The organism is Klebsiella sp. 2680 (assembly GCF_900198535.1).
Lineage (GTDB): Bacteria > Pseudomonadota > Gammaproteobacteria > Enterobacterales > Enterobacteriaceae > Klebsiella > Klebsiella indica.
In genome coordinates this window covers 662,128-687,714 of sequence record NZ_FZNJ01000001.1, presented here as the reverse complement: position 1 = coordinate 687,714, position 25,587 = coordinate 662,128, and the positions used below count along the sequence as shown (strand labels likewise).

The 25,587-nt window shown below is 56.2% G+C and carries 20 protein-coding genes; 17 read left to right on the top strand and 3 right to left on the bottom strand.

Annotated features, from left to right (window positions below; all coding sequences use genetic code 11):
• Nucleotides 1-143: 143 nt before the first annotated feature.
• The 13 genes from FN037_RS03405 to FN037_RS03345 all read left to right on the top strand — a co-directional run bounded on the left by FN037_RS03405 (nt 144) and on the right by FN037_RS03345 (nt 16,411).
• A complete protein-coding gene (locus tag FN037_RS03405; protein ID WP_142501544.1) occupies nt 144-1,748 on the top strand; it encodes an ABC transporter substrate-binding protein in 1,605 nt (534 codons plus the stop codon).
• A 28-nt stretch (nt 1,749-1,776) separates the two neighbouring features.
• The gene (locus FN037_RS03400; RefSeq protein ID WP_138361567.1) at nt 1,777-2,730 is read left to right on the top strand and encodes an ABC transporter permease; all 954 of its coding nucleotides are present in this window, start codon (nt 1,777-1,779) and stop codon (nt 2,728-2,730) included.
• Nucleotides 2,730-3,581: an ABC transporter permease gene (locus tag FN037_RS03395; RefSeq protein WP_138361566.1), complete on the top strand. Its 852-nt coding sequence runs from the start codon at nt 2,730-2,732 to the stop codon at nt 3,579-3,581. Before FN037_RS03400 ends, FN037_RS03395 begins: the two co-directional genes overlap by 1 nt.
• Nucleotides 3,578-5,242 (top strand): ABC transporter ATP-binding protein, encoded by a 1,665-nt coding sequence (locus tag FN037_RS03390; RefSeq protein ID WP_142501543.1) that lies wholly within the window; start codon nt 3,578-3,580, stop codon nt 5,240-5,242. The genes FN037_RS03395 and FN037_RS03390 overlap by 4 nt, the downstream gene beginning before the upstream one ends.
• 72 nt (nt 5,243-5,314) lie before the next feature.
• Nucleotides 5,315-6,646 carry an FAD-binding oxidoreductase gene (locus FN037_RS03385; RefSeq protein ID WP_138361564.1) on the top strand — a complete coding sequence of 444 codons (1,332 nt, stop codon included), beginning with the start codon at nt 5,315-5,317 and terminating at the stop codon, nt 6,644-6,646.
• 9 nt (nt 6,647-6,655) lie between these two features.
• Nucleotides 6,656-7,504, top strand: coding sequence for a GNAT family N-acetyltransferase (locus FN037_RS03380; RefSeq protein WP_142501542.1), 849 nt, complete (start codon nt 6,656-6,658; stop codon nt 7,502-7,504).
• Complete coding sequence (locus FN037_RS03375; RefSeq protein ID WP_138361581.1) at nt 7,504-8,430, top strand: 2-hydroxyacid dehydrogenase; 927 nt, start codon at nt 7,504-7,506, stop codon at nt 8,428-8,430. The genes FN037_RS03380 and FN037_RS03375 overlap by 1 nt, the downstream gene beginning before the upstream one ends.
• Before the next feature lies 1 nt (nt 8,431).
• The gene (locus FN037_RS03370) at nt 8,432-9,571 is read left to right on the top strand and encodes a M20 aminoacylase family protein (protein ID WP_142501541.1); all 1,140 of its coding nucleotides are present in this window, start codon (nt 8,432-8,434) and stop codon (nt 9,569-9,571) included.
• A gap of 112 nt (nt 9,572-9,683) precedes the next feature.
• Nucleotides 9,684-11,000 carry a 4-aminobutyrate--2-oxoglutarate transaminase gene (gene gabT, locus FN037_RS03365; RefSeq protein WP_138361561.1) on the top strand — a complete coding sequence of 439 codons (1,317 nt, stop codon included), beginning with the start codon at nt 9,684-9,686 and terminating at the stop codon, nt 10,998-11,000.
• A 142-nt stretch (nt 11,001-11,142) separates the two neighbouring features.
• The gene (locus FN037_RS03360; protein WP_138361560.1) at nt 11,143-11,655 is read left to right on the top strand and encodes an Lrp/AsnC family transcriptional regulator; all 513 of its coding nucleotides are present in this window, start codon (nt 11,143-11,145) and stop codon (nt 11,653-11,655) included.
• A 274-nt stretch (nt 11,656-11,929) separates the two neighbouring features.
• Complete coding sequence (locus FN037_RS03355) at nt 11,930-12,376, top strand: GNAT family N-acetyltransferase (protein ID WP_142501540.1); 447 nt, start codon at nt 11,930-11,932, stop codon at nt 12,374-12,376.
• A gap of 14 nt (nt 12,377-12,390) precedes the next feature.
• Nucleotides 12,391-14,448, top strand: coding sequence for a hydantoinase/oxoprolinase family protein (locus FN037_RS03350; RefSeq protein ID WP_142501539.1), 2,058 nt, complete (start codon nt 12,391-12,393; stop codon nt 14,446-14,448).
• Nucleotides 14,438-16,411 (top strand): hydantoinase B/oxoprolinase family protein, encoded by a 1,974-nt coding sequence (locus FN037_RS03345; protein WP_142501538.1) that lies wholly within the window; start codon nt 14,438-14,440, stop codon nt 16,409-16,411. Before FN037_RS03350 ends, FN037_RS03345 begins: the two co-directional genes overlap by 11 nt.
• A 113-nt stretch (nt 16,412-16,524) precedes the next feature.
• Here FN037_RS03345 and FN037_RS03340 read toward each other — a convergent pair whose 3' ends face one another.
• Entirely contained in the window at nt 16,525-17,313 is a 789-nt protein-coding gene (locus tag FN037_RS03340) for a MipA/OmpV family protein (protein WP_138361580.1), read from the bottom strand.
• Nucleotides 17,314-17,441: 128 nt separating this feature from the next.
• Between FN037_RS03340 and FN037_RS03335 the strand changes: the two genes are divergently transcribed.
• The 4 genes from FN037_RS03335 (at nt 17,442) to FN037_RS03320 (ending at nt 23,622) form a co-directional block, all read left to right on the top strand.
• Nucleotides 17,442-18,134 carry a response regulator gene (locus tag FN037_RS03335; RefSeq protein WP_138361556.1) on the top strand — a complete coding sequence of 231 codons (693 nt, stop codon included), beginning with the start codon at nt 17,442-17,444 and terminating at the stop codon, nt 18,132-18,134.
• Nucleotides 18,131-19,312 (top strand): sensor histidine kinase, encoded by a 1,182-nt coding sequence (locus FN037_RS03330; RefSeq protein WP_138361555.1) that lies wholly within the window; start codon nt 18,131-18,133, stop codon nt 19,310-19,312. Before FN037_RS03335 ends, FN037_RS03330 begins: the two co-directional genes overlap by 4 nt.
• A 93-nt stretch (nt 19,313-19,405) precedes the next feature.
• Nucleotides 19,406-20,554: an efflux RND transporter periplasmic adaptor subunit gene (locus tag FN037_RS03325; RefSeq protein WP_138361554.1), complete on the top strand. Its 1,149-nt coding sequence runs from the start codon at nt 19,406-19,408 to the stop codon at nt 20,552-20,554.
• Nucleotides 20,551-23,622 carry an efflux RND transporter permease subunit gene (locus tag FN037_RS03320; protein ID WP_142501537.1) on the top strand — a complete coding sequence of 1,024 codons (3,072 nt, stop codon included), beginning with the start codon at nt 20,551-20,553 and terminating at the stop codon, nt 23,620-23,622. The genes FN037_RS03325 and FN037_RS03320 overlap by 4 nt, the downstream gene beginning before the upstream one ends.
• 100 nt (nt 23,623-23,722) lie before the next feature.
• On the opposite strand, the gene FN037_RS03315 is transcribed toward FN037_RS03320, so the two are convergent.
• Together FN037_RS03315 and ompC are read right to left on the bottom strand one after the other, a co-directional pair.
• The gene (locus FN037_RS03315) at nt 23,723-24,109 is read right to left on the bottom strand and encodes a GFA family protein (protein ID WP_138361552.1); all 387 of its coding nucleotides are present in this window, start codon (nt 24,107-24,109) and stop codon (nt 23,723-23,725) included.
• Nucleotides 24,110-24,161: 52 nt separating this feature from the next.
• Nucleotides 24,162-25,250, bottom strand: coding sequence for a porin OmpC (gene ompC, locus FN037_RS03310; RefSeq protein WP_138361551.1), 1,089 nt, complete (start codon nt 25,248-25,250; stop codon nt 24,162-24,164).
• Between the last annotated feature and the right edge of the window lie 337 nt (nt 25,251-25,587).

Genomic DNA, 25,587 nt, shown 5'->3' with positions numbered 1-25,587 from the left:
GCTCTGGTTACGCGATAAATCGTGTCGTGACAAACCGTTACGCGACATTGTCGCAAGGCGATTGATTGAACCATGATGATGACCGCGCCAGGGCGTCAGTAACGACTATCTAAATAGCAGCAGTTCATATTGAGGGTGTGCAGATGAGTAAATTCAAGAAACAATCTGACGCTGTAAATCCGGCTCTGACGCAAGTGCTGACCGAAGGTTCGCTGTCCCGTCGTAGCCTGATGAAGTTGTTGTGCGCTGGAGCAGTAATGAGTACCGGAGTAATCGGTTTCCCGGAAATGGGCTTTGCGGCCGAAACGCCGGTTAAGGGAGGTAAGTTACGTGCGGCGATGTCCAATGCCTCGGCAACCGATACTCTCGATCCCGCCAAAGGCAACAACAGTGCCGATTACACACGTCAGTTTATGTTTTACAGTGGCCTGACTGAGCTGGATAAAAACATGCAGGTACATCCGGCACTGGCTGAATCCGTTGAATCAAGTGACGGTATCACCTGGCAGATTAAGCTGCGTAAAGACGTCACTTTCCACGATGGTAAACCGCTCAACGCGAAAGATGTGATTTATTCTCTGAGCCGTCACAAAGATCCGGCGGTAGCCTCCAATGCGTTTAAACTGGCGGAACAGTTCTCCAACTTAAGTGCAATCAATGATAACGAAGTACAACTGGTGCTGAGCCAGGCTAACTTCGACATCCCCTATATGCTGGCGACAGCGCCTTTCCTGATCGTGCAGGATAACACCAAAGATTTCAGTAAAGGTATCGGCACCGGACCATTCAAACTGAAAGAATTCACGCCGGGTGTGCGTTCCGTGGGGGTGAAGAACCCTGACTACTTCAAACCCGGATTACCGCACCTCGACGAAGTGGAACTGCTGGGCGTGACCGATCAGGCCGCGCGCGTCAATGCACTGATGTCGGGCGATCTGCACATGGTCTCCACGCTGGGCGCGGCTGATTGCAAACGTATCAAAGCCACCTCTGATTTTGGCGTTCTGGAGAGCAAGTCCGGAATGTACACCAATCTGATAGTGCGTACCGACATGAAACCGGGCAGCAGCGAAGATTTCGTCCTGGGTATGAAATATCTGCAACCGCGAGAGATGCTGGTGAAAACCGTGCTTCAGGGCTATGGAGACGTAGCGAACGATACTCCAGTTCCGCCATGGCATCCGCTGTACAACGCCGATCTGAAACCACGTCCGCTGGATGTGGAAAAAGCCAAATTTCACTTCAAGAAAGCGGGGATGGTCGGCGCTAACGTCGAAATTATCACCACGCCGAATATCGAAGGCGCGGTGGAGGGCGGTCAATTGATTCAGCAGGTCGCGCGCAATACTGGCGTCAATTTTAAGGTAGGCCGTGTCCCTTACGATGGCTACTGGTCAACTCACTGGACCAAAGATCCGGTTGGTTACGGCTCTATCAACCCGCGTCCTACTCTGGATATGTTGTTCTCGCAGTTCTATCTCTCCAATGGCGCCAATAACGAGTCGGGTTGGAAGAATAAACAGTTTGACCAACTGGTGGTGGCAGCCCGGGGCGAACGCGATCAGGCGAAACGTAAGCAGATGTACGGCGATATGCAGACTCTGATTTACGACCACTGTGGCACCATTATCCCGACATTCATCAGCTCAACCGATGGTTACAGTAAGAAGGTCAAAGGAGTGGAAGCCTGGCCGACAGGCATGATGATGGGATACCGCTTCCATGAATTTGCCTGGCTTTCCGCCTGATATCTGAACCTCATAGAGGAGTACGCCGATGAACCGATACATGATGTTTCTGATTGCCCGTCGCGTCGGCGCGGGCATTCTAACTTTGCTTATCGTCTCGGCGGTGGTGTTTTTTATCACCAGCCTGCTGCCCGGAGATGCGGCGCAAATGATTTTGGGGCAAAACGCCACAGCGGAAACGGTGGCGGCGTTACGTCAGCAGCTCGGCCTCGATCAGTCGCTGCCGGTGCGATATTTCAGTTGGCTTAGCGGAATGTTGCATGGCGATTTTGGGATATCGTTTGCCAGCCATTTACCGGTCGTGCAGTTGGTCGCCCGACGCATTCCGGCCACATTCGAACTTGCGGCGATAACCACGCTGATCTGCGTACCGCTGGCGCTGGTGAGCGGTATTGCGGCCGCCATGAACCGGGGCTCGCTGATCGACAGATTTCTGGTGGTTAGCACTATGGCGACGGTGGCTGTTCCGGAATTTCTTGTCGCGACGGTGGCGGTGCTGATTTTTGCCGTGAAGCTGCATTGGGTATCGGCCATGTCGTTCGGTAGCTCGGATATGGATTTGCTTAGCTATCTGAAATCTTACGCCTTGCCGGTGCTGACGTTATGCTGCGTGCTGGCTGCGCAGATGGCGCGCATGACGCGCGCTGCCATCATCAATCAGCTCGATAGCCCGTACCTGGAAATGGCGCGGTTGAAAGGCGTGTCGCCATTGCGTGCGGTACTGCGTCACGCGCTGCCGAATGCCGTCGGGCCGATTGCTAACTCCATTTCACTTAGCCTCTCGTATCTGTTTGGCGGCGTGATCATCATCGAAACGATTTTCAGTTATCCCGGCCTCGCCAGTGCCATGGTGGATGCGGTGAGCAACCGTGACCTGCCCGTGGTGCAGTTCTGCGTGATGCTGTTTGCCGCAAGCTATCTGCTGTTGCTGTTGGCGGCCGACATTCTCACCATCGCTTTTAACCCGAAATGGAGGAACTGATGAATAGCTTGCTTCTTCCCTGGCGCTTTTTCCAGGCGCTATCGGTCTCAGGACGCATCGGCCTGCTGATCTCGCTGTTCTGGATTGCGATGGCGCTATTCGGTACGCAACTGGCACCGCACCGCATCGATGATATTGGCGGTGGTCCGATGCTCGGCGGCATGACTGCGGATAACATCCTCGGTACCGACTATCTCGGGCGCGATATCCTCAGCCGAATTCTGTACGGCGCCAGGTTCTCCATCGGCCTGGCGTTAACCGCCGCACTAGGAGCCAGCCTGATTGGCACCGTGCTGGCTCTGCTGGCAGCCGTTGCCGGCCGTTGGCTGGAGGAAGTGCTGGGGCGTGTTAACGATGCGCTGCTGGTGCTGCCGGGCAAAGTGTTGTCGCTGATGATCGTAGCGGTATTTGGTTCTTCGTTGCCGATTCTGATCCTCACCGCGGTTTTCACCTACTGGCCGGGGGCATTTCGAATCGCCTTTGCTATGGCCAGCAGCTTGCGAAATATGGATTACGTGCGGGCATCGAAATTACGTGGCGAGAGCCGTTGGTATATCGCGGTCCACGATATCCTGCCGAACATGGTGCATCCGATGCTGACTGACTTTGGTCTGCGTTTTGTCTATATCGTGCTGCTGCTCAGTGGCCTGAGTTTTCTCGGCCTGGGTGTGCAGCCACCTTATGCTGACTGGGGAACGCTGGTGCGAGAAAACATTCAGGGGTTGTTTGATGGCTCGCCAGCGGTACTGATGCCTGCGGTGGCAATTGCCAGCCTGACCGTTGGTGCCAATCTGTTTATTGATAGCCTGCAGATGATGCGACCGCTGACCCTTGCGAAGGAGGGGGCATGAACGTGACTCTACACACCGCGTTGCCAGTGATCGCCGTCGAGAATCTGCGCGTTACGGCGCATACGGACAAAGGCGAAGAGATCGATCTGGTTTCCGATATACGTTTTACCGTGCAAAAAGGGGAAGTGTTGGCGCTGATTGGCGAATCCGGCTCTGGCAAAACCACCATCGCGATGGCACTGATGGGCTATGCTCGCCATGGCTGTCGTATCGCTGATGGCATTATCCATGTTGCCGGCACCGATGTGCACCGTCTCTCTCCGGGCCAATTGCGCGAATTTCGCGGTAATAAGGTGGCTTATATCGCGCAGAGCGCAGCGGCTTCGTTTAACCCTGGCATGCGTATTCTCGATCAGGTTATTGAGCCTGCGGTGATCCACGGCACCATGAGGCGTAAGGAAGCGAAAAAGAAAGCGATAGCCCTGTTTCGTGAACTGGCGTTGCCTGATCCGGAAAGCATCGGCGACCGTTTCCCGCATCAGGTGTCCGGAGGACAACTGCAACGTTTGATGACGGCGATGGCATTGATTGGCGATCCTGACGTTGTGATCCTCGACGAACCAACTACCGCACTGGATGTGACCACGCAGGTGGAAGTGTTGAAAGCTTTCCGGCGGGTGGTGGCGCAGCGTGGGGTAACCGCCATTTACGTCAGCCACGATTTGGCTGTGGTGGCGCAAATGGCCGATCGCATTCTGGTACTGCTACGTGGCCAAATAGCTGAATACGGCACGACTGAACGGTTGATTGGTTCGCCGCAGGCGGAATACACCCGGTTGTTGATGGATGCCGCGCGCCAGAGTGAACGCCTGAGTAACTGGTGCCCCGCCACAGCTGAGCGGCAGCCGCTGCTGGAAGTGCGCGATATGTGTGCCGGTTATGGTCCACGGGACAGAGAAGGACAACCGAAAATCCGCATCCTTGAAGACATCAACCTGAAGCTGTGGAAAGGGCAGGCGATTGGCATTATCGGAGAATCCGGTTCCGGAAAAACGACGCTTGCACATGCCATTGCCGGGCTGAACGCGCCGAGTCAGGGCCATATATTGTTTAACGGTCACTACATTGACGGTGATATGCATAAGCGGCCTGACGATGAGCTGCGTCGTATTCAGTATGTTTTCCAGATGGCAGACACCGCGCTTAACCCGGCACACAGCATTGAGCGCATTCTGTCTCGTCCACTGGCACTGTTCCACGGGTTGCAGGGGGCGGCGCTCACGCAGCGCCTGCACCGGTTGCTCGATCTGGTCAAACTGCCGCACAGCGTATTGTGGCGGCGTCCTGGGGCGCTGTCTGGTGGTCAGAAACAACGCGTCAATCTGGCTCGCGCGCTGGCCGCAGAACCGGATTTGATATTGTGTGATGAGGTCACTTCCGCGCTCGATACCGTGGTGGCGGCGGCGGTTTTGGATCTGATAAGCGAACTACGTCGTGAACTTGGCCTGTCGGTGTTGTTTATCAGCCATGACATGCATGCGGTGCGTTCGGTATGTGATGATATCGTGGTGATGAAGAGCGGTCGCATCATGACGCAAATCGCGCGTGCGGACTATGACAAACCCGGCAGCGATCTCTATTTTGAGCGGCTGAAGCGTGCGGTGCCAGAGCTACGCCAGGGCTGGCTTGATGAGCATGAAGAAATCCTGAAAGCAGAATAAAAATTGTACACGCCGCTGCGGTGCGATTTGCCGCGCGGTATTTAATGTTTACAACATCGAGGTAGTAACGTTATGCCTGCACCGATTCGTTATGTACAGGACAGTGCTGATTTCCCGGCGTCTGCTGATGTGGTGGTGATTGGCGCCGGTATTGCCGGTTCCGCCGCCATCTGGGAACTGGCGAAACAGGGGTTAAAGGTGGTGCTGGTAGAGAAAGGGTTAGTAGGTGCCGAACAGTCCAGCCGCAACTGGGGGTGGTGCCGCCAACAAAACCGTGACGAGCGCGAGTTGCCGCTGATCATTCATGCCCTGCAACGCTGGGGCGAACTTAACGCTGAAACCGGTGAAGAGCTGGGATTTCGTCGTAGCGGGCTGGTGTACGCCACACGCAATCTGGACGATCTCGCCGCCTGGGAGGCGTGGGGGAAGATGGCGAAAAACTATGGCGTGCGCAGCGATATGCTCAGTGCCGAACAGGCAAAAGCGATGACGCCGGGCAGCACGACTCAGTGGCTGGGGGGCGTCTCATCGCCCACCGACGGTCATGCCGAGCCGCGGCTGGCGTCTGCCGGTCTGGTGATCGGAGCACAACGTCTGGGCGCGCTGGTGTTCCAGCAGTGCGCTGTACGTGGTCTGGATATCGCAGCCGGGCGGGTCAGCGGCGTCTGGACGGAACGCGGCTTAATCAAAACCAGCCGGGTAATTTGCGCCGCCGGCGCCTGGACGTCGATGTTCTGCCGCCGCCACGGCATCGATCTGCCGCTCGGCAATGTAATTGGTACAGCCTTCCGTACTCAGCCAATTGAGCAGGCGATTGCAATACCCTTATACACCCCTGGCTTTGCCTGTCGGCCGCAGCTTGACGGTAGCTATACCGTCTCGGTTTCAGGCCGTGGCCGTCTGGAGCCTGGGGCACAGGGCCTTCGTTATGCGCGCCAGTTCTATCCGACTTTCAAAAGTCGACGTAAGAACCTGAAACTCAATATTGGCATCAGGCCTTTCCTGTCTGGCCCGGAGGCGCTGGGAAGCTGGGAGTTTGATCGCCAGTCGCCGTTTGAGCGGGTGCGCATTCTCGATCCCGTAGCGGATCGCAGCACCATAGAAGATGGCCTGGCAGCGATGCGTAAAGAGTATCCGGCGTTGGCGAATCTGAAGCTGGCGCAGGCGTGGGGAGGGATGATTGACAGCACGCCGGATGCGATCCCGGTGATATCAACGGTGGAAAAAATGCCGGGGCTGGTGTTGTCCGCAGGCTTTAGCGCGCACGGCTTTGGTATCGGACCGGGCGCCGGTCGCCTGGCGGCGGATCTTGCCACCGACAGTACGCCAGTTGTGGATCCCACACCTTATCGCTATTCCCGTCTGGTTGATGGCAGCGGCCTTGACGCGCCAGGCATGATGTGAGGAGCACGCATGAATATTACATTACGCGCGATGATCACGGATGACATCGAACCGGCGTTTGCCATGACACAGCATCTGAAATGGCCACATCGCCGTGAAGACTGGGCCCAGGCGCTATCTTTAGGAGAAGGCGTGGTGGCGGAAGAAGAGGGCGCTTTCCTCGGGTGCGCTATTGGCTGGCGTTGGGGTGAGCAGGCTGCCACTATTGGGCTGGTGATGGTTAACGACCAGTATCAGGGGCGTGGCATCGGTAGACAACTGATGTTGGCGCAACTGGAAAAATTTCCCGGCTACAACGTGCGGCTGCATGCTACGGAAATGGGGAAAGGTCTGTATGCCAAATTGGGGTTTAACGTGACCGGGCATATCCAGCAGCACCAGACCCGCGCGCTGGCGACCGTGCCCGCTGTGACTCTGCCAACCGAATTGACGCTGGGTAAAGCCGACGTCAGCGATGCCAGCCTGCTGACCGAGCTCGATCATCAGGCACATGGGATGTGGCGTCCACACTTGATAAATCAACTAATTAGCGAGCATCAGACCGTGATAGCGCGAGATGCGCAGCAGCGCATCCACGGTTTCGCGAGTTTGCGTCGTTTCGGTCACGGTTGGGCGATTGGACCGTTGATTGCCGAAACCTTGTCGGTGGCGCAACCTCTGGTTGCGGTGCTGATGCAAGGGTTGGGCGGCGAGTTTGTGCGTATTGATACCGATGGCGCATTGCCGCTGGCGGAATGGCTGGAAACGTTGGGAATGGCGCAGGTTGACGCACCGGTAACGATGATTCGGGGAACGGTCTGGTCGCCGCTGGACGGTGGTATGCAGGCGTTTGGGTTAATGACCCAGGCGATGGCGTGATGCATATTGTTTATAAATCTGATCCGCTACGCGGCGCACACTGGCAACGCTGGCTGGCCGAGCATGCGCCGGATATCCAGTTGCATATCTGGCCGGAAACCGGCCCGACAGAACAGGTGGAGATGCTGATTGCCTGGCAACTGCCGGAAAATCTGCTGGCAACCTTTCCCAACCTGAAAGCATTGATGTCGGTTGGCGCGGGTGCCGATCAGTTCGATCTCAGCGAGATACCGCCGGACTTGCCGGTGGTGCGCATGATTGAGCCGGGTCTGACGCAGGGTATGGTGGAATACGTCACCTTCGCGGTGCTTGGCTTGCATCGTGATATACCGCGTTACTTGCGTCAACAGCGTGAGCAGCAGTGGCACCCCCACAAAATTCATACCGCCGGGGAGCGTCGTATTGGGGTAATGGGCCTCGGTGAACTGGGGCAAGCCTGTCTGAAACAACTGGTGGCGCTTGGTTTTGATTGTGCGGGCTGGAGCCGAACGCAACATAAGATCGACGGCGTACGTTGCTGGCATGGTGACGAACAACTGGCGGTATTTCTCGCACGCAGCGATATCCTGGTGTGTCTGCTGCCGCTGACCGACGATACGCGTGGATTGTTGAATGCCGAACTTTTTGCTCAACTGCCTTCTGGCGCTGCGCTGGTACAGGTTGGACGCGGGCCACAGCTTAATGACGATCATCTCCTGGCGGCGCTGGATAGCGGGCAGCTCAGTGCCGCAGTAATCGATGTCACCGCTCCCGAACCGCTGCCAGTCGGGCATCCGTTCTGGCGCCATCCGGCCATCTGGCTGACACCCCATATCGCCAGTGAAACACACACCGGCAGCGCCGTGGTTGCGCTGCTTGATAACCTGCGCCGCTATCAGCGTGGTGAACCGATGATCGGCATGATCGATCGTAACCGGGGATACTGAAATGCAACTGGAACAATTAGTCGCTCTGCGACGGGATCTGCATGCTCATCCCGAGCTGGGGTATAAGGAAACACGCACCAGCGACATCGTGGCGCGCGTGTTGGAGGAGCAGGGCATTGAGGTGCACCGCGGTCTGGGAGGAACGGGGGTGGTCGGTGTACTGAAACGCGGAAGCAGCGCCCGGATGATAGGGCTGCGCGCTGATATGGATGCGCTGCCAATGGCAGATAACGGTACACAGGCATGGAAAAGCACCATAAAGGGCATTTGCCACGGCTGTGGGCATGACGGGCACACGGTAATGCTGCTTGGGGCCGCGATGACGCTGGCACAGCAGGGTGATTTTGATGGCACGCTGGTGTTTATCTTTCAGCCTGCGGAAGAAGGTCTGGCGGGAGCAAAAGCGATGATCGATGACGGCCTGTTTGTTCGCTTTCCCTGTGATGCCGTTTACGCGTTGCATAACTGGCCGGATCTGCCATTGGGCGAAGTACAGACGCGCCCTGGGGCCATTATGGCAGCGGCAGATCGTTTCGATATCACTATTCGCGGCGGCGGTGGTCATGCCGCGCAGCCGCATTTGACGCGCGACACCTTACTGGCAACCAGCGAGCTGGTGGTGGCGCTCAACGCTCTGGTGGCACGAGCGCTTGATCCTTGCGAACCCGCGTTACTCAGCGTCACCCGTATGCAGGGAGGCTTCTCGCACAATATGATCCCGGCGGAAGCCAGCATTACCGGCACGGTACGCACCTTCAGCCCGGCGGCGCAGGATATTATCGAATCACGGATGCGTGAAATGGCGCAACACATCAGCGCTGCGCACGGTCTGCATGCCGAGGTCAACTACCTGCGTTATTACCCGGCGACGATCAACAGCGGCCCGGAAGCCTTGCTGGCGCTGGAGGCGTTACAACAGGCGGGGATGACAGCGAATCAGGCCGGACAACCGGCGCTGACCTCGGAAGACTTCGCCTTTATGTTACAGGCAAAACCGGGGGCGTATTTGTGGATTGGGTCGGCGCCTGGCCAGCCGCTGCACCATTCAGCGTATGACTTTAATGATGCCGTGATCCCATATGGTATCCAGGCGTTGACGGCCATCGCTCGTCATACTCTGCGTACAGAATTTCCCCGCTGAAAGACAGCCGATTTTAACAGGAAATGCTGCTGTCCCGGCAATTACGGCAGCGTGAGAAACCAACAGGTTGCGATACTTTAGTCAACCTAACGTTATGTGGATGAGGGCAAAAATGCAGAATGCCATGGTAGGACAGTACACATTTTCCGATAACAGTATGTTACTGGATGCGCGCGAGCAGCAGGTGCCTCGTGGCGTGGTCACTGCGCATCCGCTGGTGATCGAACGGGCTAAAGGCAGCGAGGTGTGGGATGTTGAGGGCAATCGCTACCTCGATTTTGTCGGCGGAATTGGTGTACTTAATGTCGGCCATAATCACCCGGCGGTGGTTAATGCCGTCACGCAGCAGCTTGGTCTGGTGTCGCATGCCTGCTTCCAGGTCGTGGCCTATCCGGGCTACATTGAACTGGCGCAGCGCCTGAATAAACTGGTGGGTAACGGCCAGCCGTTTAAGAGTGTATTTTTCACCAGCGGTGCGGAAGCGGTAGAAAATGCGGTGAAAATTGCCCGTGCGCATACCCAGCGATCCGGCATCATTGCGTTTGACGGGGCATTTCATGGCCGCACCTTACTCGGCTGCGCTCTGACCGGGATGAGCCAGCCTTATAAACAGAATTTCGGCCCCTTCCCCGGGGAAATCTATCGCCTGCCGTTTCCGAATACCTTTTATGGCATCAGCGATAATGACTGTCTGCAAGCCCTGGAACAACTGTTTGCGGTACAAATTGTGCCGGAACGCGTCGCGGCGATTATCATCGAACCGGTTCAGGGCGATGGTGGTTTCCTGCCTGCGAGCGCTGACTTTTTGCAGGCGTTGCGCCGTATCACGGAGGAACACGGGATTCTGCTGATTTGTGATGAAGTACAAACCGGGTTTGGTCGTACCGGGAAAATGTTTGGTTTCCAACATGCGGACATTACTCCGGATCTGATCACCGTGGCAAAAAGTCTCGGCGGCGGATTGCCGATTTCCGGTGTCGTGGGGAAAGCGGACATTATGGATACGCCATTACCGGGTGGGCTTGGCGGGACCTATGGCGGTAATGCGCTGGGGTGTGCGGCAGCACTGGCCGTGCTCGACCTGTTTGAAAACGAAAATCTGCTGATACGCAGTAACCAGTTAGGTGAGAAACTTAATGCCCATCTGCATCAACTGGCGGACAAGTACGCGTGTATCGGCGATGTGCGCGGCATCGGCTTTATGCAGGCGGTGGAGATCATTGATTTTGAGACCAGGCGTTCTGATGCGGCGATGACGCAGAAAATTCTCGACTGCGCCTGCCAGGAAGGGTTATTGCTGATTAAATGTGGTTTGCACCGCAGTACAATTCGCTTCCTGGCGCCGCTGATCACCACTGACGCGCAGCTGGAAGAAGCATTGCATATCTTTGATATTGCGCTGGCTCGTGCAAGCGGTCGTCTCGAATAATCACAGCTTCCTCATTGATATTGCAGCAAATTATTTTCAGGTATTCCGAAAAATGTGGCCTGCGTCAGGACTGGCGCTGTCACATTAAAGCGTGCTATACCATCGGGATAACCTGCACACCTGGTCAATAATGAGGGGGGCCATGAACGGCTTAATGAAACTAGATCGCATCGATATCAATATTCTGGTGCAACTACAAAAAGATGGCCGTATCAGCAACGTTAACCTGGCCGATGCCGTCGGACTTTCTCCCAGCCCTTGCCTGCAACGGGTAAAACGCCTGGAGCAGGCGGGTTTTATCTCCGGGTATGAAGCCCATATCAATTTGACCAAAATCACCAACTCTGTGACGGTTTTCACCGAAGTCACGCTTTCCGGCCACCGGCGAGAAGATTTTATGAAATTCGAAAACGCGATGCGCGATGTGGATGAGTTGATGGAGTGTCATTTGATTACCGGGGGCTACGACTATTTGCTGCGCTTTATTACCCGTAGCATTGAGCATTACCAGGATGTGATCGAGACGTTGCTGGATGCGCAAATCGGTATTGATAAGTATTTCAGTTATATCGTGATCAAGTCGCCGATCATGAAAAGTAGCGTGCCGTTGAGATCGCTGATCATGAAGCAGAATTCGGCTGATTTTGGCGGGTGATTCTGCGTTAATCGGGTTGCCAGCCCGGATCTCATTTCGTTCATAAAGGCAGATGGATATATTCCGGTGCGGCATTCGCGCAAAAAGAGCGAGGTCGCCGCCTTCTGCCTACGCGGATAAACCGTGCCACCCCGATCTGTCCCTCCATCTGGACAGCATAAAATTTCTCCGTCGTCCAAAATTCCCTTTATCTTCGCTGTTCAGACCGTGGATTCAACGGCGACGTTTGTGCTGAAGCCGTTACACTCATTCTATTACTTTACAAGGAGTTGCTATGACAGCCTTCACCATTCCCGACCAGATGTGGCAGCGCAATGGCTTCACTGTCTCCACCCAACGTCAGCGCCTTGATATCGACTGGATTCATTATCAACTGGCGGAGTGTTCCTACTGGGCGAAAGGCCAGACCCGGGAAAAAACAGAACGCGCAATCGCCGGGTCACTGCCCTTTGGTCTGTACCAGCAGCAGCGGCAGATCGGTTTTGCCCGGCTGGTGACCGATTACACACGTTTTGGCTGGTTATGTGACGTCATCATTGACGAGCACTGGCGCGGCCACGGTCTTGGTCGTTGGCTGGCGACTTGTGTGCGTGCGCATCAGGAATTACAAACGGTGCAGCGCTGGATGCTTTCTACCAATGATGCCCACCAGCTGTATCAGCGACTCGGCTGGCGCGTGGTGCAGGATCCCCACAAGTTGATGGAATTTCCTTCCTCCTGACAACGGAAAAAACTATGTATCGTGTTGGCGTAGATATTGGTGGCTCTTTTACCGATTTTGCCGTCCTTGATGAGCAAACGAACCAGATCCACACTTTGAAAGTGTTATCGCGGCCGGACCAGCCAGGGCGTGAAATCCTTACCGGGTTGGCACAACTGGAGCAGCGTGCCGGCATCGCCCCACAGCAGGTCAGCTACTTCACGCATGGCACCACGGTAGGTATCAACGCCGTGATCCAGCGACGAGGTGTCAAACTGGCGCTATTTGCGACGGAAGGATTCTGCGATGTGCTGGAACTGGCGCGTCTGAAAATACCGCATATTCACGATCTGTTTTCACGCCGACCCACCCCGCTGATATCTCGTGACCGGGTTTTTGCCATCAAAGAACGGACCGATCGCCACGGCAACGTGCTGCAAGCGGTCGATCATCAGAGTGTGCTGGATGCCATTGCCGGCGCAAGAGCGGCGGGGTGTCAGGGAATTGTGGTGGCGTTGCTGCACAGCTATCGCAATCGCCACAATGAAGCCCGGGTCAAGGCGATCATTAATGCACAGGCGCCTGAGCTACTGACCTCGTGCTCGGCGGATATCTGGCCAATCATCCGCGAGTATGAACGCACTATCACCGCCACCATCAACGCCTATGTGCAGCCGATGGTTATCCATTATCTCGAATCGTTTGAACGCGCCTTAAAAACCATGGGTGTTGCGCCACCGCCGAGGATAACCAAATCCAATGGGGGAGTCATGGGGGTTGAGCAGGCGAAAAGCGAATGCGTGCAGATGGTGCTGTCGGGGACGGCATCCGGAGTGATCGGCGCCAGTTTTTTCGCCAGTACCTGCGGTTTTGACAAAATTCTCAGCCTCGATATCGGTGGCACCAGCGCCGATGTGGCGGTGATCATTGACGGTAAGGTGGCGCAGGGGAACGGTGAAATCATCGGTGATTTCCCTATCTATATTCCTTCGGTGGCGGTGACCTCCGTCGGGCAAGGCGGCGGAACGCTGGCCTGGATCGATAACCAGGGCGTATTGCAGATGGGGCCGGACAGCGCGGGGTCTTTGCCGGGACCGGTTTGCTTCCAGCGCGGCGGCACGCAGCCAACTGCCACCGATGCTTTTGCCGTCTGCGGAATGATTGGTCACGGCGATCTCGGTTACAACGCCGTGCAGGTAGACGTTGGCGCGGCTCGCGCCGCCTGGCAGCCGCTGGCGGATGCCCTCAATATCACTGTAGAAGAGACGGCGGAAACCGCCATTGAGCTGGCGATCTCCAGCATGTACGGCGATACCAACGGATTGCTGTCGCGCTTTGGTCTCGATCCGCGTGAATTCTGGTTCCTTGCATTTGGTGGCGCGGGGCCGATGATGGGGTGTTTCCTGGCGCGCGAACTGAATATGAAAGGGGTGATTGTCCCGCCGACGCCAGGCGTGCTGTCAGCACTGGGCGGATTAGTGGCGGATATCCGCAATGACTTTATCCGCACTCTCTACGGCGAACTGGATGCTAACCTGGCGGACTCGCTGGCGACCGAAGCTGAAGCCCTGAATCAGCAAGCCCGGCGCTGGCTGCATGAGCAGCACGGGGCGGAGATGCCGTTCACTTTGCACTATAGCGCGGATATGCGTTATCGCGGGCAGTCCTTTGAAATTGAGGTTGCGCTTGAAGAAGCATGGTTGACACAAGCCAACGTCAATGCCCTGCACGCCGCTTTTGATCGTCAGCATCAACAAATGTTCGGTCACAGTGACGTCAGCGCACCGGTGCAGATTATCAACCTGCGTCTGGTTATCGTCTCGCCCACACCGAAGCCCGCATTGAATCGTGTGCCCGCGGCCAGCGGACCGGTAGTGGCGGCGAAACAGACCCACGTCTGGATCGACGGTGCGCAGCATCAGGTCGATGTGGTCGCCCGCGCGACTCTTGGGGCCGGGCATCAACTGACCGGCCCGGTGATTATTGCCCAGGACGACTGCACCACCTGTGTGCCGCCGCAGATGCAGGTAAGGGTCGATGAATTTGGCAATTTACTGATTACTTCGCTGGAGGTGAGCCAAGATGGCGATTGACGGACGTAACCTGCAAATTCTCGCTAACTATTGCGCGGCTGCCGCCGATGCGATGGCGTTTACCCTGATGCGAACCGCACACTCGACGTTTGTTAAAGAAACCGAAGACTTCTCATGCCAGATTGTCAGCCCGGACGGGCTGGCCTTCGCTTCACCGCGTCGCTTTGGGGCACCCTGGTACAGCGGTATTGATTACGGCCCGGTGCTGGCGCTGATCGACCAGTATGATGAAGGGGATATCTGTATCACCAACGACTCGTATGCCGGTAATGTGGCGACCCATACGCCTGATATTCATATCTGGAAACCGGTGTTTCATCAGGGAGAGATCGTCTGCTTCGTTGTTGGTCATATTCATAACACTGACGTTGGCGGGGCGGTACCGGCATCGCTCTCGCGTTCCCTTACCGATATCGTGCAGGAAGGCATACGCATTCCGCCGCTGAAAATTGTGCGCAATGGCGAGCTGAACGACGAAGTGGCGCGCATTATGCGGCTTAACGTACGCGTTCCGGATCAGAACTGGGGCGATTTCAAAGCGCAACTGGCCTCAGTGAATGTCGGGGAACGTAAAATTCATGACATTCTTGCCCGCTTTGGCGTGGAGGATTTTCGCCAGGGGATCGACGGTATCCTTGATTATGCCGAACGTCAGGCGCGTAGCATTATTGCCACCATTCCCGACGGCGAATATTTTTATGCCGACTTTGCGGATGAAGATGGCGAAGGAGGCTTCCCCTGCCGGGTAGCCATCACGCTGCGGGTGCAGGGCGAAACGCTGGAGCTGGATTACACCGGAAGCGATCCGCAACTGACCTCTTCGCTGAACATGCCGACAGGCGGACGTGAACGGCACCCGCTGGCGCTGGTAGGGGTCACTTATGTCCTGTCGACGTTGGATCGAAACCTGCTGCTGAATGCCGGTACGCTACGGCCTACGCGCGCTATCCTGCCTCCTGGTACGGTCATGAACTGCGAAGCGCCAGCCGCAGTAGGGATGCGTTCCCTGACCTGCGCGCTGTCGCAGATAGCCACTATCGGCGTGTTTTCGCAGGCGATACCTGAACGTCTGCCCGCGAATTCGCCAGGGGGAAACTCCATTATGAACATTCGTACCAGCGATGCGGCAAACCGCAGCGTGGTGGCGTCTCTGGGGCCAGTAGGCGGTGGTGCGGGCGGTACGCCGCGCCATGATGGCCCGGACGGTTCCGGCGGCTTATCCGCGTTCCTGAAAAACACGCCGATTGAAATCAACGAAGCCGAAGTCCCTATTCAGTTTCATCGCTATGGTCTGGTGCCTGACAGCGCCGGCGCCGGGCGCTATCGCGGCGGCCTGGCCACGGAAATGGTTTTCGAGATTTTTGCGCCGGATACGCTGGTTACCGCCCGCAACCGCAATCGCTCGGTATTTGCTTCACCGGGCGTGCTGGGTGGCGCGGCGGGGGGCTTGTCACACTTCCGTACCTGGCGTGATGGTGAGGTGATCGAACACGGTAACACCGATGTCATTCGCTGCCAGCCAGGCGATATTGTTGAGGTTCGGGGGCCTGGCGCGGGGGGATATGGCCTGCCCGTTGAGCGTAGTGATCAGGCGGTGCTGCAGGATGTGCGCTGTGGATTTGTCAGCGTTGATGCTGCCCGCACACTGTACGGTGTGGTTATCAATGGCGAGGATATTGATGATGTCGGGACAGCATGCTTACGCAAAGCGATGAGACAGCGAGCGGACAGTCACTTTGACTTTGGCGTGGCGCGAACGGCATTTGAAGCGGTATGGACCCCGGAACGCTACCAATTGCTGACACGATTTCTGGCTGAGGCACCCACAGGATGGCGTCATTTTCTTAAACATCAGGTGTTTAAAGCTGTGGCGGCGGAAGTAAACCAAAATCAGGTGCCCGGCGAGCAAATGTCGAGAATCTTCGCCGCGTTACGCCAACGCTATCCGGCGATGAGATCGTAACTCATTATTTTGCGAAAGGAAAATGCGGCGCAGATCAGGTATCCGGGCTGCGCCGGGGGGAAATCAGCATATTTGCGGCGTGGAAGAGGCCAGCCGCTGACTAACAAACGGGATCAAAAAGTATAGAGCACGCCGAGGGTCGCTGACGTGTTGTTACGACGAAACACAATCGGGCTGTTTTCTGCATGTTTATCCAGCCAGACGTAATCAGCGCTGACCAGGGCGCTCCAGTGAGGAGTGAACTGGTGGTTCCAGGTCAGACTGGTGTCTGTCCCGTAAAACCCTCCGGCGGCATGATATTGCGCATAGCCTGTGCCGCGACTTTGCCGGGCGCTGACGCCGTAGAAGGTGTTCATATAGCGATTGTCGCCAAACAGCGCCGCAGCGCTCAGGGCGACAGTATCGGTATCACTCTGTAGGGGAATCAGCGTGGCGGAAGCCTGATAGTTCACGCCCTGACTGTCGCTCAGGGGGAGCGTCGCTTTGCCTTCCACCGTCAACCAGGGGGCGATCGTCCAGCCCAGAGCGAAGGCGGTATTGATCGTCGCTTTTATGTTTCCCATGCCTTTAAGTTTGTTGCTCCCGTCGCGCCAGTCCGAATTCCGATCCGCACGCCCAAGGCTATAACCCAGCGTATGTTCCAGGTAAAAGCCATTTTCACTCTGCAGGTCGTAACCCAGCCCCTTTTGGCTATCGACAAAAAATGCGCCGTCACGCCCCTGGATCAGGGGAACCACCTGCCAGTGGCGCTGATCGGAACCGCTATAACGGGGCAGGCTTTGTCCGGCCAGCCCCAGTGAAAAAGTGGGCTGCGCGGGATCGCTCTCATCAGCCTGGACGACAGTGGCTGTGCCGGTCAGGGTAAAACACACCATGTACAACACTATTTTTCTGGTTATCATCATCATTCCTCCACACCTGAATCGTTAACGGACCGTGAGCCGCGGTGGCCGTAAATGCCAGGTGAGTATAGAGAGGCAGTGTCAGTAAACTGTCAGGGCTTTATGAAGAAACGGTCAGGGTGCCAGCAATGTCAGGAAAACGAATACTGATTATTGAAGATGATGCGGATGCGGCGGATGTACTCGACGCCTATCTGCGACGTGAAAACTATGAAGTGTGGGTGGCGGGCGACGGTCCTTCAGGCCTGGAAATGAGCCAGCGACTCACTCCGGATCTTATTCTTCTTGACGTCATGCTGCCGGGGATGAATGGCACCGAAGTTCTGGCAGCCATACGGCGCAAAGGCAATATCCCCGTTATTATGGTGACAGCGATGGGAGATGCGCCGGATAAAATCGGCGCCCTGCGCTACGGCGCCGATGATTATGTGGTCAAACCCTATAACCCGGGCGAAGTCGTGGCAAGGGTGCAGGCGGTGCTGAGAAGGGCGACCCAGGAGCCTGAGGTTCGTGCTTTACGCTGGCAGGGTCTGGAGGTCAACACGGCGATGATGACGGCGATGATCCGTTCAGCAGACGGAGAAGGGCAGGCGCTGGAACTCACCCCGACAGAGTTCAGCCTGCTTTCGACGCTGATGGCGGCGCCGGTGCGCCCATTTTCACGTCAGGAGCTACTGGAGCGCTGCCTGCCCGAAAGCGATGCGCTGGAAAGAGCGGTCGACACTCACGTCTATAACCTGCGTAAAAAACTGGAAACGGCCGGTATTCATCATGTGCTGGTGAACGTCCGGGGCGTAGGCTACCGGTTCCGTCAGCCATGAAGACATTACAGCAGCAGACCCTGTGGCGCTGGATTTGCGTGCGAATTCTGGCGCTGGCTGTCGGTTCCGTGGTGGTGATTGCGCTGTGCATGTGGCTGCGTTTCGCCGTGGAGAGCTTGTGGATACAGCACCATATGCCACCGGCCTTGCGCGCCGAGTTTGCGCTGTTACGCCTGCATCCGGAAACCAATCCGGCCCGCTTTCATGAAATTGTCGATGCGTGGTGGGGGATCAGTTATTCCGATCCCTCAATCGCTTCCGCGGACTGGCTGACGGTGGGCATCCTGGTGGTGGTCATCATTCCTTTCATTGTGGTGCTGGGGCTGCGCGCCGCCAGGCCGCTGTCCGTCCAGTTCAGCCACCTGGCTACGGCTGCCGGGTCGGTCTCCAAAGGCGATTTTACCGCCCGGGCGGCGCCAGTGGATAACACGCCGCTGGAAATGGCGCGGTTTACCCAGGATTTCAATGCCATGATGATGCAACTGGCCCGCTACGAGCGGGAACTGCGGGCTTCCCACGTGGCGATGGCCCATGAGCTTCGCTCGCCGTTGACGGCGGCCATTGGTCGTCTGCAGGGGATGATGGACGGCGTGTTCCTTCCGGAACCGAAGCAACTGGCGATGGTGATGAAGCAACTGCAGCTCCTTCGCCAGTTAACGGATGAACTGCACTTGTTGTCGCTGGCCGACGCCGGTCAACTTAGCCTGCATAAATCGGTAACCGACCTTACCGCGCTGCTGCGTGAACGGGCTATCTGGCTGAGTCCACAGGCGCAGAGCGTGGGTATGGTTATCACCGTTGCCTCGCAGGCTCCGTGCCTGTGCGAGGTTGATCCGGTTCGGCTGGGACAGGTGGTCACGATTGTGATGGAAAACGCCCTGCGCTATGCGGCAGAGGGGGGCGTGCTGACGGCCGTGGCCCGCAAGACGTCGGCAGGATGCGAGATGATTTTCCGTGACCACGGGCCGGGCGTACCGGCAGAGTTTCTGCCGGCGATGTTTGAGCGCTTCACCCGGGGAGAGTCTTCGCGGGCGCGGCACTCTGGCGGCAGCGGCCTGGGGTTGTCCATAGCCAGAGGGATCTGCGCGGCACACGGCGGCGGTATTCAAGCCAGACAGGGAGAAAGCGGCGGGCTGGTTATTATTATTACGCTGCCCGGTGGAAAGGCGCGGGAATAAACCTGGCGTCCTGACAGTTTCCTGACAGAATGCAGGGATCAATCCTGACACTGTTTCGGTTTAATGGCCGTGACTTTGTTAAGGAGCGCCGTCATGACGAAAAATTTCCCCGGTCTGTCCGACTGCCTGCGACAGATATTTCGCCTCCTCTCTACACCGCACCTTCCGGCATCGCTCTGTTACGGTATGTTGGCGCTGCCGGTTATCCTGGTTTTGACCGCCTGCGGCGATAAGCCACAAAAGACGCCACCTGCGCCGCGGCCGGTCAGAACTATTCTGGCGCCGCCACCCTCACGGAGCAGCATTTTCACTCAGACCGGTGAAATCCGTCCGCACGATGAGGTAACGCTCGGGTTTCGCCTTGACGGACGTTTGCTGACGCGCCCGGTTGATGTGGGTGACCCGGTGACGGCTGGCGAGACGCTCGGCACGCTGGAGAGTGGCACTTTTCAGAATCAGCTCGACAGCGCTCGCGCCGATCTGGACAGCGCCCGGGCCGCAGAGCGCCTGGCGGCGCTTAATCTACGGCGAATGAGTGCGCTGATGCCTTCCGGGGCCATTGCCCGCGTGCAGCTGGATTCGGCCCGCTCGGACTGGCAGACGGCAGTCTCACGGCGTCAGAGCGCCGAAGCCGCATTGAATACGGCCAGGGAAAATCTGAACTGGACGCATCTGATTGCGCCGTCAGCCGGCATCGTGACCGGGGTGAGCGCGGAACCGGGACAGGTGGTCAGCGCCGGGCAGACGGTAGTGACGCTGGCGGCCAGCAACGGACGAGATGCCATTATAGACGTGGCGGATCCGCAGGTGTTTTCCCACAATAGCGGTACATTCAGCGTAGCGTTAATCGCCGATCCGGCGATCCGCGCCAGCGGCCGCCTCCGCGATATCAGCCCGCAGGCGGATCCGCAGACGCGGACGTGGCGCGTTCGCATCACCCTTGATAATCCTCCTCCGGCGATGGCGCTGGGCGCCAGCGTCAACGTCGAATTACCCGGCAGCGGACCGGCCATGATGTTGCTTCCGGCCTCGGCCCTGACCAGGGAGAATGGCAAGCCCGCGGTGTTCGTGGTCGACAGGACCAGTCAGCAATTGCAGCTGCGACCGGTGACGCTCGGCGGCTATACCGCAACCGGCATTCTGGTGACGTCAGGTGTCCATCCGGGAGAGGCGGTGGTCACGGCTGGCGTCAGCAAACTTCGTCAGGGTGAAAAAGTGATCTTCGGGGAGGGGCGTGAATGAGCCAGGGATCCCTGAAGCACGCCTTCAATCTGTCGGCCTGGGCGCTGAACCATCAGCAGCTTATGACTTTCTTTATGCTGCTGGTGATGGCCACCGGCATCATGAGTTATGAACAATTACCGCGTAATGAAGACCCTGCCTTTACCATTAAAACCGCGGTGGTATCGGCGCAATGGCCCGGCGCTAACATCCAGGATACGGTTAATCTGGTAACCGATACGCTGGAGAAAAAACTGCAGGAAATCCCCTATCTGGATTATGTGGAGAGTGACACGCACGCCGGTCAGTCGGTAATTTTTGTCAATCTGCGTGACGATACCCCGCCCGGTCAGGTGGCCGGGATCTGGTATCAGGTGCGTAAAAAAATGCAGGATATTGCATCCTCGCTGCCCTCTGGCGTGCAGGGGCCTGCCGTGAATGATGAATTTGATGATACCTACGGTACCATTTACGGTTTCACCGCTGAGGGGTTTACTTCCCGTGAACTACGCGACCATGTGGAGGATATCCGCCGCAGTCTGATGTCGTTGCCGGACATCGGCAAAATCACGCTTATCGGCGTGCAGGAAGAGCAGATGGTCATTGCCTTTTCTCCGCGCAAACTTGCCGGTATGGGACTTGATCTTCAGCAGGTCAGTGACGCGCTGAAGGAACAAAACGATGTTGTGCCGTCGGGTATTCTGCGTACCGACAGAGAGAATGTGGCTCTGCGGGTCAGCGGCGCGCTGACTTCGGAGGAGAGCCTGCGCGCGGTGACGCTGCATATCAATGGGCGCTATATTCCGCTAACCGACATTGCCACTATCCGGCGCGAACCGGCGGAGCCGCCGACGCCGCTCTTCCGGGTAAACGGCGAGCCAGCTATCGGGCTGGCGATCTCCATGGCCGCGACCGGTAATATGACCGACTTTGGCCGCGCCCTCAATGAGCGTATGGGCGCGATCGGCCAGCAGTTGCCGCACGGTATTGAGATGGTGAAAGTGGCGGACCAGTCCGCCGTGGTCGCGCAGGCGGTCAGCGGATTCGTCAGGGTGCTGATTGAGGCGATCATTATTGTGCTGGCCGTGTCGTTTGTCTCACTGGGTATGCGGGCGGGTCTGGTGGTGGCCGCCGCCATACCACTGGTGCTGGCCATGACCTTTACCTGCATGATGTTCGCGGGTATTGGCCTGCAGCGTATTTCACTGGGGGCACTGATTATCGCGCTGGGATTACTGGTCGATGATGCGATGATTACCGTGGAAACGATGGTTTCTCGCCTGGAAGCCGGAGACTCCCGGTGGAAGGCGGCGACGTACGCTTTTGAAACCACCGCTTTTCCGATGCTCACCGGCACGCTGGTGATGATCGCCGGATTTATTCCGGTCGGCTTTGCGGCTTCGAGCGCCGGTGAATACTGTTTTACCCTCTTCGCGGTGATGCTGATCGCACTGCTCTGTTCATGGGGAGTCGCCATCCTGTTCTCCCCGCTGACCGGGGTCTGGATCTTGCCGGAAAAACTGAACAACCGCCATGTAAACGGCAGCCCGGGCAGGCTGCGGCGCGGATATCATCGCCTGCTGCTTGCCGTGCTGCGTCACCGACTATTGACGCTCGGAACGGCGATTGGCCTGCTGGCGCTGTCCGCCTATGGCACCACTTTTATGCAGGGGGAATTCTTCCCCACGTCTGACAGGCCGGAACTGCTGGTCAGCCTGACATTGCCGGCAAACGCTTCGCAAACGGAAACCGGGCGACAGACCGCACGTCTGGAACAGGCATTAATCCATAACCCGAATGTGGACCATTTTTCCAGCTACATCGGCTCCGGAGCAATACGTTTCTATCTGCCGATGGATGTTCTGCTGGATAATGAAAATACGGCCCAACTGGTGGTGGTGGCGAAAAATCTCCGGGCCCGCGATCGTCTCCGTAAGCAGCTCGAAGATCTGCTGGCCCGGCAGTTTAGCGACATCACTAGCCGCGTTTCGCCGCTGGAACTGGGCCCGCCGGTTGGCTGGCCGGTGAAATACCGCATCACCGGACCGGATTACGGGCGCGTTCAGGCGATAGCCCATTCCCTGGCATCGGCCCTGGGCGACAGTCCGCTCACGCGCGAGGTAAACCTCACGGCGGGTGAGCCGGAGCGGGTTATCACCCTCAAGGTTAACCAGACGGCTGCCCGGGCAGCCGGTGTTTCGTCGCAGAGTATTTCGCAGATGCTCAATACTGTCTGGTCGGGCACCACCGTAACCACGGTACGTGACCGTAACCGTCTGATCGATGTCGTGCTGCGAGGGAATAATAAGGCGCGTCAGGATATCTCGACGCTGTCTGATATGTTGCTGACCAATGACCGGGGAGAGAAAATTCCGCTCAGCCAGGTGGCGACGCTGGTATGGGGAGTGGATGACCCGGTTATCTGGCGGCGTCAACGGCTGCCCTATATTACCGTGCAGACCGATCTGGCGCCGGGGATGCGGGCGGAGTCGGTGTCACAACAGCTGAAGCCGGTCGTCGACCGGATACGCGCCTCGCTGCCGCCAGGTTATCAGATAGAGGAGGGGGGTACGGTCGCGGAATCAAATAAAGGCAACAATTCGGTGTACGCCGTGCTGCCGGTGACGCTGCTTGTCATGCTGGTATTGTTGATGATACAGCTGCAGCGTTTCTCACGCATGCTGCTGGCCCTGCTGATGGCACCCTTTGGGCTCATCGGCATTGTGCTGGCGATGCTGCCGACCGGTACGCCGATGGGATTTGTGGCATTACTGGGTATTATTGCGCTGGCAGGCATAATCATTCGTAACGCAGTCATTCTGATCAGCGAAGTGGACAGCAATATTCTCAAAGGTATGGACTACGAGGCGGCGATTATCGTTGCGGCAGAACACCGGGCCAGGCCAATCTTGCTCACGGCCTGTGCCGCGATACTGGGTATGATCCCGATTTCAACGGAAGTTTTCTGGGGGCCGATGGCGTATGCCATTATCGGCGGGTTGCTGGTGGCGACGCTGGTCACGCTGACGGTTCTGCCTGCGGCGATGAGCCTGGTGATGCAGCCGATGAGCGGAACCCGCAAGGGATGAGTCCGTTGGCCGAATCACGCGGCGACCCGTCAGGGCAAGGCTTATGGATGAGCCTGGTAACAAAGTCCGCGCAGATACAACTTGAAGTATGACGGGGATATCACAAAAATCTGCCATACAAACGGAAGAATGTTGGTCTTAAATGATGCTGCAGCTCATCGATCAACATCATGCGGCATTTTTGTTCGGCGGTGAAATCCAGAACAGAGACAGGAATTAAAAAATCAGCTTCGTTATTCCCTTGAATGAATAGTAATCCGCCACATTCGGCGCAGAAAAATCTATATCCATGAGACGCTGTGTAAAATGATTTCAGACTTTCCGTACCGGGATACACATCAGGGCGTTTTTTTGCCTTAACAAACATAAATACCCCGCCAGTATGTTTCTGGCACTCATGGCAGTAGCAGGAGTATATGTTCAGATAACCGAGTTTGATTGAGATATGAACGCTCCCGCAAAAACATTCTCCTCTGTAATTTTCCATTATGCCTCCAAAATTGCCAGTTCACGGGAACTGGCAATCCGATTAGCTTAGTTTAAAACAGATATGTTAAGCCTACGCCAACAATATTATCGGTGCTGATGTTGGCTGTTCTGGTGAAGTTGTTATCGTCAAGCAGGTTGATTTTATAATCAACATATGCCGACATATTTTTGTTGAAGTAATAATAGGTGCCAACATCCACATATTCAACTAAGTCCTGGTCGCCATAACTCCTGAAATCTTTGCCTTTAGATTTCAAATACGCAATTGACGGACGGAGGCCAAAATCGAACTGATATTGTGCGACGACTTCATAGTTTTGTGTCTTCTCAGCAATATAATCATCACCAAAACTGGTCATGTTCCTGGTTTCAGCATAGGTGGCAGCCAGGTAAATATTATTAGCATCATATTTCAAACCGACGTTCCACAACTCCGCTTTATCCCCGGAAGCGTATAAGGCGGACGTTTTCCCTTTTTCGACCTGTTCATTACTTCTGTCTGAAGCGGTATAAGATGCACCGGCACTAATCCCGGCATACTCATACGAAGCAGAAATACCAAAACCATCGCCATGTTGTTTCTGGACAGAACGATCGCTGTCGTCCGCTTTGCCCTGATATTGTAAAGCGAAGTTAAGCCCATCCACCAGGCCAAAAAAGTCCCTGTTTCGATAGGTGGCAACCCCGGTAGCACGGCCAGTCATAAAGACGTCTGTCTGCGTCGAGGTATCAGCGCCGAACTCCGGCAGCATATCCGTCCAGCTGCTAATATCATACGCGACACCATAATTACGACCATAGTCCACAGAACCAAACTCAGAGAAATTCAACCCGGCAAAAGCCATACGGGTTTTATCCCCGCCGGTTGCCCCGGTCCCTTCATCATTGTTACCCTGGAACTGGTATTCCCATTGGGCATACCCGGTCATGAGATCGTTGATCTGGGTTTCACCTTTAATGCCGATACGAACATAGGTCTGATCACCATCCTGGTTTTTATCATCCGAGAAATAGTGCTGCGCTTTTACCTTTCCGTAAAAGTCCAGTTTATTTCCGTTTTGGTTATATACTTCAGCAGAGACGGCGGAACCAGACATAATAAGCCCAGTAATAACTACGGCTATTTTTTTAATATCCATTGTTTGTACCTTTTATTGATTTAGATAACCACTACTTTCTGCTTATGGATTCACGGCATGCTTACAGAATCCTGTGTGTCAAGATATTGCAATTGTGACAATTATTTTTACCAGAAAAAGTCGTTCATCAATTTGTCAATTTATCAATCATCTGGACAATATACGATAAAAAAAGCCCGGCAGTGGCTACCGGGCAAACAAGGAATGCTTGCATAATATTAGGGTTATATGTACTGCAAAAAAAACATAGCAACTTTCTGGGTTTATTTTTATCAAAAAAAGCAATTTCGCGGAGGGAGAGGGCAAAATGATCATTCTGGTCGTTGGTGTTCACCGG